We start from the raw sequence: 12,605 nt of genomic DNA, 5'->3' as shown, positions 1-12,605 counted from the left end.
TCTTTTATTAATTTATTATAAACTTCTGAATGTAAAGATATCATCTTTTTGAAACAAAACGAAACATTTTGAAACAATTTTTATATATTTTTCGAAACCCCAAGCTTTACAAGGCGTTAAAAGGAAACAAAATGATAATTTAATCTATAAAAAAGGTAATTTTAAGTTTCTTTTTATTACTTATTAACTTAAAAACGAAACTTAAATAACGAATAAACACGCCAAAACACCCTTTATTTTTCTTTTACAGAAATTTTATTAACTATCTTTGTTACACAAAAAATCAAAAAAAATGGGAATTAACATTGCTGAAAGACATAAACTAATTCTAAACAAACTAGAAAAACAGGGACATGTTGCAGTATTAGACTTAAGTAAAGAGTTTAACGTTTCTTCGGTTACCATTAGAAAAGACCTTAAACTTCTTGAAGAATTAAACTTACTATTTAGATCACACGGTAAAGCAATTCAAATAAACCCTTACACTCACGAAAGGACGGTTAATGAAAAAGAAAAACTTCATCAGGGAGAAAAAAATAAGATTGCTATAAAAGCAGCCGAATTAATTGAGCCATTTGACAGTATCATTTTAGCTTCTGGAACAACAATTATTGAAATGGCAAATCAAATTAAATCTACTAAAGGTGTAACTGTTTTAACAGCATCTCTAAACGCCGCCTTAATTGTTTCTGAATTAAATGACATTGAAGTCATTCAGCTTGGAGGTACCTTAAGAAAAAGTTCTTCTTCTATAATTGGTCCATTTGGAGAAAAAATGCTTTCTGAATTCACATGCTGTAAACTTTTCTTAGGCGTAGATGGTATCGATATTGATTTTGGCTTAACGACCACAAACACTATGGAAGCCTCGCTAAACCAAGTAATGATAAAATCTGCTCAAAAAATAATAATTTTGGCAGACTCCTCTAAATTTGGTAAAAAAGGTTTTGGTAGAATTTGCGGACTCGAAGAAGTAGACCAAATAATAACAGACTCTGGATTAGACGATAATTATAGAAATAAACTAATTAAACTAGGTATTGATGTTTTAGTTGTAGATACACCAACTATAAAAACAGAACATTTACAGTAAAATCGATTCTATTTCACATAACAAATAGTAGATTGTATTTGAATTACACAACCTATTTTAAAACAACTGTTGCACGAATTGATTTTACAAAACTAAAAAACTAACTTTACTTATCACAAAAGAATAAAACAGTTTAAAAACTCATTTTTATTTTAGACACAAACTAACAAATAAACAACTAACATGAATTTAGCAGTTCTCATAGACGGAGACAACATACCTTCTGCACACGTAAAAGAAATGATGGAAGAAATAGCAAAATACGGCAACCCAACAATCAAAAGAATTTATGGAGATTGGACAAGTCCGCATTTATCTAAATGGAAAAATCTATTGCTACAAAACGCTATTACACCTATTCAGCAATACGCTTATACCACAGGAAAAAATGCAACAGACTCTGCAATGATTATTGACGCTATGGATATTTTATATTCTGAAAAAGTAAATGGATTCTGTCTAGTTTCTAGTGATAGTGATTTTACAAAATTAGCCACCAGACTTAGAGAAGCCGGAAAACAAGTAATTGGTATTGGAGAAAAAAAGACTCCCAATCCTTTTATTGTTGCTTGTGATAAATTTATTTATATAGAAATTATTAGAAAACAAACCGAAAAGAAAGAAAACACCCATCAAAAAGACAGCGAAAAGGACAGTGTAGATAAAATAACATCTAAAGTTATCAAACTAATCTCTTCTACAATTTCTGATTTATCTGACGAAGATGGTTGGGCTTTTTTGGGAGATGTAGGAAGTTTACTGCAAAAAAAACAACCTAATTTCGATTCTAGAAACTACGGTTTCGATAAATTAACACCATTAATTAAATCTATTGGCAAATTTGAATTAGAACAAAGAGAAAACACAAAAAGTAGAAATAAATTAATCTTTGTAAAAAATAAATAATCTATTCAACTTACAACAAACCGAACCTAAATAAAGGAACGCATCGATACGTTAGTATTTCTTTTTCAAAATTAATTTACACGCTATTTTGCAACCCATTTTAACTATTTTTATTTACCTATATATCATATATTTGTAATTAAACTTAAGAATAAAAAAATGAAAAAATTAACACTTGCACTTTTTACACTACTAGCAATTGCTTCTTGTACAAAAGAACATTCTAAAGAATACGTTTCTTTATCTGGTAAATTAGAAAACAATACAGACTCTATCATAACAATTTCTGGTAGAACAGGTATCCTTAAAACAATTTCTGTTAATGAAGATGGTTCTTTTAAAGACACTTTAAAAGTACCAACTGTAGATATTTATACATTTCAAACAAGTAGCACAAATAGAGCTCCATTATATTTAAAAAATGGATTTGACGTTACAATTAAAGGTGATGCAGAAGAATTTATGACCAGTTTAAAATACTCTGGAGCAGGATCTTCTAACAGTAACTTTATAGCAGCTCAATTAAAAAAGAGTCAAGAAATTGGTAACCCTGCAGATATTTTTGCATTAGACGAAGAAGCTTTTGATTCAAAAATGAGTTTGTTAAAAAAAGATTTTGATAGTATTCTATCTTCTTTTAATGATTTAGACAGTTCTTTAGTAGACATGGCTACTAAACAAAATACGCAAATGTTTGATTATTTTGAAAAAACATACGTATCAAGTAAAGGTATGGCTAAAGGAAAAGCATCTCCTAAATTCGAAAACTATGTAGATGTAAAAGGTGGAAAAAAATCTTTAGATTCTTTTAAAGGAAAATACGTATATATAGATGTTTGGGCTACTTGGTGTGGACCTTGTATTAGAGAAATACCTTCTTTAAAAAGTATCGAAAAAGAATTCCATAATAAAAACATAGAATTTATAAGTATTTCTACTGATGAATCTAAAAGAAGTGGTGGTTCTTGGGAAGCTGCAGAAAAAAAATGGAGAGACTTTGTAAAAGAAAATGAACTTGGTGGCGTACAGCTTTGGGCTGGACAAGATTTCAGTTTTCAGCAAGCATACCAAATATCTGGAATACCAAGATTTATTTTAATTGATCCACAAGGAAACATTGTAGAAGCTAATGCTCCAAGACCTTCAGATCCTAGACTTAAATCTTTATTAGAATCTTTAGATATTTAATATCTTAATAAGCATAAATAAAAAAGCGAAATCTAAATTTAGATTTCGCTTTTTTTATGACTTTATATTAAGAGCTTACTCTTTGTAAACACCCATTGCAGCATACTTATCCATTCTCTGCATAACTAAATCTACATTATTTAAATCTTTTAATTCATCAAAAGCAATAAGAATCTGCTCTTGCACAGCTTTAAAAGCTCCTTCTCTATCCGTATGTGCTCCACCTACTGGTTCTTGTATAATTCCGTCAATTAATTTTAACCTCTTCATATCTGTACCAGTCAACTTTAAGGCAGCAGCAGCTTGCTCTTTATACTCCCAACTTCTCCATAAAATAGAAGAACAAGATTCTGGAGATATAACCGTATACCAAGTATTTTCCATCATATAGACTCTATCACCTACTCCAATACCTACAGCTCCACCAGAAGCTCCTTCACCAATAACAACTGTAATAATTGGTGTTTTTAAACGTGTCATCTCAAGAATATTTCTAGCAATTGCTTCTCCTTGTCCACGCTCTTCTGCTTCTAAACCAGGGTAAGCACCAGGTGTGTCTAATAAAGTAACCACAGGAATACTAAATTTCTCTGCCATTTTCATTAAACGTAGCGCTTTTCTATACCCTTCAGGATTTGCCATCCCAAAGTTTCTATACTGACGTGTTTTTGTATTGTATCCTTTTTGTTGACCAATAAACATAAAAGATTGATCACCTATTTTTCCTAACCCACCAATCATAGCTTTATCATCCTTTACATTTCTGTCTCCATGAAGCTCCATAAAAGTATCTCCACAAATAGCTTTAATATAATCTAAAGTATAAGGTCTATTAGGATGTCTAGATAGTTGAACCCTTTGCCAAGGTGTTAAGTTCTTATAAATATCTTTCTTGGCTTTATCTAATTTTTTTTCGATTTTCTTACAAGTAGCACTTACATCTACATCACTTTCTTTACCAATTATTTGGCACTTATCTAGTTGATCTAAAAGCTCTTTAATAGGCATTTCAAAATCTAAATATTCCATATTGTAATTATTTGATTTTAGTTGTTTGAATAGACAAACATACTATAAAATTAGTTGTTTTTTTAAAAAAGAAGTTACTTTTTTCTAACAGTCTTTGCTTTAAGCTTATTTCTAATAACAGTTTTATTTTTTATAATTCCGTTTAATAAAACTACAAACAGTACTATAAATGCCCCAAAATAAAATTCTGGATTCATTTTTTCTTTATCACCAAATATAAGCAACGCTAAAACAATTGCATAAATAGGTTCTAGATTAATTGTAAGCATCACCGTATACGGCGATATATATTTCATTATTTTAACTGAAGCTATAAATGCATAAGCCGTACAAATACTACTTAAAACAAAAAGGTACATCCAATCTGAAGTTGGTATCACAAAAAAGGATATCGAGAAACCACTTGTAGCTAAAAGATACACCGTTATAAAAAGCACCCCAAAAACCAATTGATATAATGAAATTGTATCTGCAGCATATTCTTTAATAAAAAGACCATTAAAAACAGAAAACAAAGCACTTAAAAAAGAAGCAATTAATGCGTAGATGATTCCTAATTTATATTGACTCTCAAAATTAAAGATGATATAAAGCCCCAAAATAACAATTAACCCCAGCAACATTTCTAACGGATTAATTTTTCTTTTAAAGAAAACAGGTTCTATTAAGGCTACAAAAAAAGCCCCAGTACTCATAGTTACTAAAGCAACAGAAATATTAGAAACCTTAATGGCTTTAAAGAAAAAAATCCAATGTAATGCAATGATAACACCAGTTGCAAAAAACTTTACAATTCCTTTTTTATCAACTTTAAACGATTTCTTTTTAACCACGAAATACAGTACAATAAAAAGTACCGCTAAAGACATTCTATACCAAACTAACGGAATAGCATCTAAGCTAATTAACGCTCCTAAGATTGCAGTAAAACCCCAAATAAATACGATAAGGTGTAACTGTAAATAATTGTTTAATTTATTTTCTTGCATTTAAGTAGAGGTAAATAGCTACACAGCCAAAAACAATATTCGGAAGCCAAACATAAAGTAGAGAATTAACACCAGCAACAGCACCTAAAACCTCAGCAATTTTCATTAAAAAAACATACATAAACATTAGACCAATACCTATTGCTAAATTTACCCCAGTACCACCTCTTCTTTTTCTAAAAGCTAAAGCAACCGCAATAATTGTTAAGATATAAGAAGCTATTGGTAAGCTTGTTCTTTTATAAAACTCTACTAAATATGCATTTAAATTTTTAACACCTCTCTTTTTAGAAACACCAATAAATTCTTGTAATTCTCCAGAAGGCATTTCTTGTGCTAAGGCAGATTTATAGATTAAATCTCTTGGTGTAAAGTTAAAAGCAGTATCTATTTTACTCCCTGAAAATATACTATCTCTGTCTTTAAAAATTTTACGTAATTTCCAATTAGACAAGGTAAAAGTAGAATCTTTTTCACTAAAACTGATTCTATCAGAAACTAGTTTCGATTTCATTTCTATGCCATCATACACTTCTGATGTAAAATCATAACCTGCATTAGCCTCTGTATCAAAACTACGTATAAAGATGTACGTGCTATCTGTAAGCTGTAAGCTAAATTCTCTTACATATTTTAACTCGTGCTTTTGCCTATTGTTTTTTATATATTCTCTTTCAAACTTTTTTCTTTCTTTACTACTATTCGGAACCACAAAATGGTTCATTCCTAAAGAAATAATTGTAACTAAAGTAGCCCCAACAAAATATGGATATAAAAAACGTGTAAATGAAACCCTTGCATTTGTAATAGCAATGATTTCTGTATTACTAGATAGCTTAGAAGTAAATAAAATTACAGCAATAAATAATGCCAAAGGCATAAAAGTATTGGCATAATAGATGATGAAATTTTTGTAATATTCATCTATAATTTGGTATAACCCTAAATCTGTATGCTCTAAAAAATTATCAATCTTTTCAGAAATATCAATAGCAATAGCAATAGGAATCAAGATTAATAAGGTAAACAAAAAAGTTACCAAAAATCGTTTTAATATGTACCAATCTATTATTTTCAAAAGTGCGGCTTTAGTGTATATTTAAATGAGGTTAAACTTTAAATATTTATAAACGTTTATCCATTTGTTTTACCATCATATCTTTCCATTCTCTAAAATCTCCTGCTAAAATATGTTTTCTTGCTTCACGCGTTAACCAAACATAAAAACCTAAATTATGAATAGAGGCAATCTGTTTTCCTAACATTTCTTTTGCAGCAAATAAATGACGTAAATAAGCTTTAGAGTACATGGTGTCTACTCCAGTAATCCCCATATCGTCTATTGGACTAAAATCTTCTGCCCACTTTTTATTTTTAATATTGATAGAACCATGTGCTGTAAACAACATTCCGTTTCTAGCGTTTCTTGTAGGCATTACACAATCGAACATGTCTATACCTAAAGCAATATTCTCTAAAATGTTAATTGGCGTACCAACTCCCATTAAATATCTTGGCTTGTCTTCTGGTAAAATCTCTGTAACAACCTCGGTCATTGCATACATTTCTTCTGCCGGCTCACCTACAGAAAGTCCACCAATAGCATTTGCTTGTTGACCTGAATTTGCAATATATTCTGCAGATTGTCTACGCAAGTCTTTATACGTACTTCCTTGTACAATAGGCATAAAAGTTTGCTCGAAACCGTATTTATAAGGCAATTTATCTAAATGATTGATACATCTAGTCAACCATCTATGCGTCATATGCATAGAACGTTTTGCGTAATTATAATCACAAGGATATGGTGTACACTCATCAAATGCCATAATAATGTCTGCACCAATAGTTCTTTGCGTTTCCATTACATTTTCTGGTGTAAAATGATGCATAGAACCATCTATATGACTCTTAAACTTCACCCCTTCTTCGTTTATTTTTCTTCTTCCAGAAAGAGAATATACTTGGTAACCACCAGAATCTGTTAGAATATTTCTATCCCAATTCATAAACTTATGCAAACCACCTGCTTTTTCTAAAATATCTAAACCAGGACGTAAGTATAAATGATAAGTGTTTCCTAAAATAATATCAGGATTTATGTCGTTTTTTAATTCTGTTTGATGTACTCCTTTTACGGTTCCAACAGTTCCCACTGGCATAAAAATAGGAGTTTCTATTACTCCATGATCAGTTGTTATTACTCCTGCTCTTGCCTTACTTTTTGGGTCGGTAATTTTTAAGTCGAATTTCAATCGTTTAATTTTTGATGATTCTTGTGATTAAAATTAATCACAAAATTAAGAACGTATATAATTACTTTGTTCTCTAGTTTATTTATTTAAAAGTAAATAAACTTTATTTTTCATTGCAGGCAAAGATACTATTATTTAAGAATTGATAAATAAAATGAAGTGTTATAAAAAACGAAAAATTACTGCATTACTTAAAGCAGCAAAAATCTGCGTTAAGGATTGCAATGGAAATCCTTTTTTATTTTTTTAAATAAAAAAGATTGTAGTGTAAAGCCTGCCCTAAAAGGGAACGCCCAAAAACTACCAGCGTTTCTTTTTAGCTGAAAAACCACCACTACTTCTTTTACTTTTTGGTGATGATTTTCTAAAAGAAGCACTTTTTTTATTGAAATCGTTTTTAGTTGGAGCCGTTTTTTTCTTTGAAACTTGCTTTTTAGGCTTCTCTTTAACTACAGATGCTTCTTGAGTTTTTGATGAACTAGAAATCATTTTATTAATTTCTTTCATTTCTTCATCTGTTAACTCTCGCCAATCACCAGATTGTAAATACCCAAGTTCAACATTCATTATTCTGGTACGTTTTAACTTGGTTACTTCGTAATCTAAGTATTCGCACATTCTACGAATTTGACGATTTAAACCTTGAGTTAAAATGATTTTAAAAATTTTATCGCTTATTTTTTCTACGAAACATTTTTTAGTCATAGTCCCAAAAATAGGAATTCCATTTCCCATTTTAGTAATAAAATCATCAGTAATAGACTTATCTACAGAAACAAAATATTCTTTCTCGTGATTGTTACCTGCTCGTAAAATTTTATTAACGATGTCTCCATCATTTGTTAAAAAGATCAATCCTTCAGAAGGCTTGTCTAAACGTCCTATTGGAAATAATCTCTCTGGGTAATTTACGTGCTTTACAATGTTATTTGGTTCTCTATCATCTGTGGTAGAAACAATACCCACCGGTTTATTTAAAGCAATATATAAAGTAACATTTTTAGGTTCTACTAATCGTCCGTCTAACTTTACAACATCTTTTTTAGCAACTCTGTTTCCTAATTGAGTTGGTTTACCGTTGATGGTAACTCTACCTTCTTTTATAAATTTTTCGGCATCTCTACGAGAGCACATTCCAGATGAACTGATATATTTATTAAGGTTTATCGATTTTTGATTTGTAGTATCCAAAGAAAATAATTTTGTGCAAAAATACAAATTATTTAAAGGGATTACCGCACTTATTTTAAATTACAATCCTATTTATTTAATCTATTTTCTTTTTATTAAACCATTGACCTACAAAGTTTAAATTTAAAGTAATTTTATGAAAGTTTTCTTGAATTAAATTGCTGTCTAAAGTACCTTCTCTACCGTAAGAATAAGAAATATTAAAATTATCATTACTGTACTTTTTCATAGGTAAACCTACACCAAAAGACACAAAATAACTATCTATTTGTTGGTTAGAAATCTTTAAAAAACCTGTATTATAATTAATACCAGCTCTATATTTTACGTTAGACCAATAATTATATTTTGTTGATGTTGATACGTATTCTACCCCAAATGCATAAATAGATTGATCTGCATAACTTTCGTTATTTTGAGGTTGAGAAGTATCGCTCCAAAGTAATTTTCGGTAATCTAAACTCGTTGTAATTTTTTTATTGATTACAGAAGTAAGTCCTACTCCGTAAGAAAACGGAAGTTCAAAATTTGCTAAATCATTTTCTACTTCTTCCTCTATACTTATCGATGTTCCACTTGGAGATGTTTTATAAGAACTTCTTGTCTGTGTTCCTCCTAAAGAGGATGGCAACTCTAAAGTAGCTCCAATAGTATTTTCTAATCCCTTAATTGATGGTAATTTATATTGTAAACCTGTTTTTAATTTTACGCCTCCGTAATGATTCTGATCAGTAATAGAAACTAAAGAACCAGTGTAAGCTAAACTCTCTTGATTGATAGACCCAAAAAGAAAAGATACATCTACACCTAAAGATAGGTTTTTTACCACTTTAAAACCGGTAGATAAATAAAACTTATTTAGACCTCCTTCTCCTGTTATTCTTGTAATATACGTATCTGCAGAACCTTCAATAGCATTTTCTACATCTATATTGTACCCAGTTTTTGTGTATGGAAGCAAACCAATACTCATTCCCCAACCTTGTTTTATAGGAAACGCAATGGCAAGGTGAGAAATATTACCATTACTGCTGCTTTCACTTATATTTTTAGTCTGTAGAGTTGAATAAGTACCATTTAAACCAAACTCATATAAAAAAGATTTAGGTAAAATACTACTTAAACTAGCTGGGTTGAATAAATTTATTTCAAACGGATTAGCTTGTGCAATACCAGTATTTCCTAAACCAGTTAATCCTCCTGTAGCTGTTTTATTTTCTACACCTAAACCAAATAAAGAATATGGTGTGTTTGTATTACTTTGAGCTAATAAAGTATGTACAGAAGCTACTAATACTATTAATAATATCTTTTTTTTCATCTTAATAGTTTAAATATTTTACTGATAATTTTACTTCTCTATTGGTACTTGCGTTATTTTCTATAACCAGCTTATTTACTTCTTTAGAAAAGTTTTCTGACTGAATCATTAAAGCATAATCTAGATCGGTGTCTGAAAATAAGATTTGCTCTACAAAACCACTTAAATTAACATAGTAATAAGTGTCTTCATTAAACTCATCTGTATCTTCTATTAAAATAGCAGAAGCTATATTACCATCTATATCTGTAAGTTGCTGTATAATTCTATTCTTTTGATCTACAATATAAACCGACAAGTATTGTGGTAGCGGGTTATCATCACTATAACTTCCTTTTAATGGACTAAACGTTAGTTCTGCACTTAAAGTAGAAGCATTCTCATACAATTCAGAAAGTTTTTTAATGGTTGGAATCTCTATTCTTGCTGTAATTCCGGTTCCTGATTGCGAGAATAATAAATCATCTGTGCTTGTGGTTAATTTAATATCTTCTCCATCTTCAAAATCACCAATATCTGTACTAGACAAATCTGTTTCTATTTGATTAAATTGCTGTCCGGTTCCAGAAATCACAAAATCTATATAATAATCATTATCTTCACTATCATCATCATTTATAGAATAATACAATCGCATCATAGAATTGCCAATAGTACCTGATGTTGTTTGTACATTAAAACCTAAAACATGACTATCTACAGATGTATCTGGTGCAATTACCAATCCTTTAAAATACTGTAAAAAATCATCTGTGTTATTAATATCATTGTCTACAATTTTATTGAAAATTTCTTCTCCTAAAACATCATCCATTTTAACAAATAAAGAATCTGTAGACTTATTAGGTCTTGGCGTAAATGAAATTTGCCCTAAAATGGCATCATCATAATCTAAGGAAGAGGTATTGTAAAAACTACTAGCATCTTCATCTGGCTCTACCGTTTCTGTAATTCTATGTAACGTATAAGTCTGTATTTTTGTAGTATCACCATAATAATAATTATCATAATTTAAAATCATCCCTATAGAATCATACACAGCATCTGTACTTATAGAAAAATTAGAGGTTATTAACTCTAGATAAGATTTTGCAGATAACCTACCTAAATTTTGGTCTTCTACATTACCTACTAAAATTCTATTAGTACCAGAAGTAATTATAGAATCTAATTTAAAAGTTCCTGTTTTTATAGAAAATGTATCTAAAACTCTAACCTGAATATTGTTATCAATAAAATCACTCCCTACCTCATAAGTAGTATCGTCTGTAGCGCAAGATGCTAAAAAAACAATACTTATAATACCCCAAATTAAATACTTCATTTTACTTTTTCAAGCAAAAATATTAGGGTAGCTATCATAAGAAATCATAAAATATATAAACAGTCTCTTTTTATAGACTTACCGCTAAAAAACACCGCTAAACCATATAATTAACACCTTTTAAGAAAATTAACATTTGGTTTACATGTTCATCTATAAAATACACTTGTTTGTCTATTTTGTAATGTTAGCTATGTATTAGCGTATAAGTTTGCCTAATAATTATGCAAATGAATAAATTAAATCTAATGAAAAAAACAAATTTAATACAGAAGAGTAGTATTCTCTTTTTAGCAACATTAATAATGTCTCTATTTTTTATAGGATGTAGTGATGATGACGATGATGATGAATATGGAAACTGGGTAGAGAGTTCTACTTTTGATGGAGATTCTAGAGCAAACTCTGTAAGCTTTACAATTGGTTCTAAAGGGTATTTAGTAACAGGTTATGATGGTGATGATTATTTAGCCGACACTTGGGAGTACAATTCTGATAGTGATTATTGGGTAAAGAAAGCGCCTTTTCCTGGAACTGCAAGAAGTGGTGCAGTTGGTTTTACTATAAACGGTAAAGGATATTTAGGTACTGGTTATGATGGTGTAGATAAATTAAATGATTTTTGGGAATATGACCCAAACGCTGACACATGGACTCAAAAAGCAGATTTTGCAGGTACTGCAAGATACGGTGCAATTGGTTTTGCTATTGGTAATGATGGTTATATTGGTACAGGATATGACGGTAGTGAGCAAAAAGACTTTTGGAAATACGATGTTGCTTCAAATACTTGGGAACAATCTGTAGGTTTTGGAGGACAAAAGCGTCAGAATGCATCTGTTTTTACTATTGATGATGTTGCTTACATTGGTTTAGGAATCCATAATGGTGGTTATGAAGAAGATTTTTATGCTTTTAACGGAACTACTTGGACACGTTTAACAGATTTAGATGACGACGAAGATGACGATGACGATTATAGCATTCTTTTAAGTAGTGGTGCTGCATTTTCTTTAGACGGAAAAGGATATGTAACAACCGGTATTGCTGGTTCTATTACTACAAATAGTTGGGAATATAGCCCTGCTACAGATACTTGGGAAGAATTACCAGTATTTGAAGGATCTGCAAGACAAAACGCATCTACTTTTACTTTTGATACAAAAGCATTTGTTCTAATGGGTAGAAGTGGTACTTATTATTTTGATGATGTTTGGGAATTTAGACCAAATGAATTAGAAAATGAAGATGATTAATACTTCTTTATTTTAAAGACATATTTTAAGGTTGAAAATTAAGTTGCTTTTTT

At 30.1% G+C, this 12,605-nt stretch carries 11 protein-coding genes; 4 read left to right on the top strand and 7 right to left on the bottom strand.

The features are described 5' to 3' along the window. The first annotated feature begins 292 nt into the window (after positions 1–292). The 3 genes from WG945_RS15230 to WG945_RS15220 all read left to right on the top strand — a co-directional run bounded on the left by WG945_RS15230 (position 293) and on the right by WG945_RS15220 (position 3,187). Entirely contained in the window at positions 293–1,093 is an 801-nt protein-coding gene (locus WG945_RS15230; RefSeq protein ID WP_068451688.1) for a DeoR/GlpR family DNA-binding transcription regulator, read from the top strand. Positions 1,094–1,276: 183 nt separating this feature from the next. Then, positions 1,277–1,999, top strand: coding sequence for an NYN domain-containing protein (locus WG945_RS15225; protein WP_068451686.1), 723 nt, complete (start codon positions 1,277–1,279; stop codon positions 1,997–1,999). Between the two features lie 159 nt (positions 2,000–2,158). Further along, the gene (locus WG945_RS15220; RefSeq protein ID WP_068451684.1) at positions 2,159–3,187 is read left to right on the top strand and encodes a TlpA family protein disulfide reductase; all 1,029 of its coding nucleotides are present in this window, start codon (positions 2,159–2,161) and stop codon (positions 3,185–3,187) included. 75 nt (positions 3,188–3,262) lie between these two features. Here the strand turns inward: WG945_RS15220 and WG945_RS15215 are convergent, their stop codons facing one another. From WG945_RS15215 to WG945_RS15185, 7 genes are all read right to left on the bottom strand, one after another. Further along, positions 3,263–4,216, bottom strand: coding sequence for an acetyl-CoA carboxylase carboxyltransferase subunit alpha (locus tag WG945_RS15215; RefSeq protein ID WP_068451681.1), 954 nt, complete (start codon positions 4,214–4,216; stop codon positions 3,263–3,265). A gap of 74 nt (positions 4,217–4,290) precedes the next feature. After that, entirely contained in the window at positions 4,291–5,205 is a 915-nt protein-coding gene (locus WG945_RS15210; protein ID WP_068451679.1) for a DMT family transporter, read from the bottom strand. After that, the gene (locus WG945_RS15205; protein ID WP_197482110.1) at positions 5,192–6,283 is read right to left on the bottom strand and encodes an LptF/LptG family permease; all 1,092 of its coding nucleotides are present in this window, start codon (positions 6,281–6,283) and stop codon (positions 5,192–5,194) included. Before WG945_RS15205 ends, WG945_RS15210 begins: the two co-directional genes overlap by 14 nt. A 46-nt stretch (positions 6,284–6,329) precedes the next feature. After that, complete coding sequence (tgt, locus tag WG945_RS15200) at positions 6,330–7,460, bottom strand: tRNA guanosine(34) transglycosylase Tgt (protein WP_068451671.1); 1,131 nt, start codon at positions 7,458–7,460, stop codon at positions 6,330–6,332. Positions 7,461–7,760: 300 nt separating this feature from the next. Then, entirely contained in the window at positions 7,761–8,651 is an 891-nt protein-coding gene (gene rluF, locus WG945_RS15195; protein WP_082864295.1) for a 23S rRNA pseudouridine(2604) synthase RluF, read from the bottom strand. Positions 8,652–8,727: 76 nt separating this feature from the next. Then, a complete protein-coding gene (locus WG945_RS15190; RefSeq protein WP_068451668.1) occupies positions 8,728–9,972 on the bottom strand; it encodes a hypothetical protein in 1,245 nt (414 codons plus the stop codon). A 1-nt stretch (position 9,973) separates the two neighbouring features. Continuing rightward, positions 9,974–11,296 (bottom strand): DUF4270 family protein, encoded by a 1,323-nt coding sequence (locus tag WG945_RS15185; protein WP_068451665.1) that lies wholly within the window; start codon positions 11,294–11,296, stop codon positions 9,974–9,976. A 248-nt stretch (positions 11,297–11,544) separates the two neighbouring features. On the opposite strand from WG945_RS15185, the gene WG945_RS15180 reads away from it, so the two are divergent. Then, positions 11,545–12,552, top strand: a complete 1,008-nt coding sequence (locus WG945_RS15180; RefSeq protein ID WP_068451664.1) for a Kelch repeat-containing protein — start codon at positions 11,545–11,547, stop codon at positions 12,550–12,552. Positions 12,553–12,605: the final 53 nt, after the last annotated feature.

The organism is Polaribacter atrinae (assembly GCF_038023995.1).
In the GTDB taxonomy this organism is placed as follows: Bacteria; Bacteroidota; Bacteroidia; order Flavobacteriales; family Flavobacteriaceae; genus Polaribacter; species Polaribacter atrinae.
The sequence above is the reverse complement of the archived record's forward strand: the minus strand, read 5'-3'. Positions and strand labels throughout refer to the sequence as shown.

What these genes read in the sequence shown, in the direction of transcription:
- WG945_RS15190 (WP_068451668.1), bottom strand. Translation starts at nt 9,972, where the DNA reads ATGAAAAAAAAGATATTATTAATAGTATTAGTAGCTTCTGTACATACT.
- WG945_RS15225 (WP_068451686.1), top strand. Translation starts at nt 1,277, where the DNA reads ATGAATTTAGCAGTTCTCATAGACGGAGACAACATACCTTCTGCACAC.
- WG945_RS15215 (WP_068451681.1), bottom strand. Translation starts at nt 4,216, where the DNA reads ATGGAATATTTAGATTTTGAAATGCCTATTAAAGAGCTTTTAGATCAA.
- WG945_RS15220 (WP_068451684.1), top strand. Translation starts at nt 2,159, where the DNA reads ATGAAAAAATTAACACTTGCACTTTTTACACTACTAGCAATTGCTTCT.
- WG945_RS15185 (WP_068451665.1), bottom strand. Translation starts at nt 11,296, where the DNA reads ATGAAGTATTTAATTTGGGGTATTATAAGTATTGTTTTTTTAGCATCT.
- WG945_RS15230 (WP_068451688.1), top strand. Translation starts at nt 293, where the DNA reads ATGGGAATTAACATTGCTGAAAGACATAAACTAATTCTAAACAAACTA.
- WG945_RS15180 (WP_068451664.1), top strand. Translation starts at nt 11,545, where the DNA reads ATGAAAAAAACAAATTTAATACAGAAGAGTAGTATTCTCTTTTTAGCA.
- WG945_RS15210 (WP_068451679.1), bottom strand. Translation starts at nt 5,205, where the DNA reads ATGCAAGAAAATAAATTAAACAATTATTTACAGTTACACCTTATCGTA.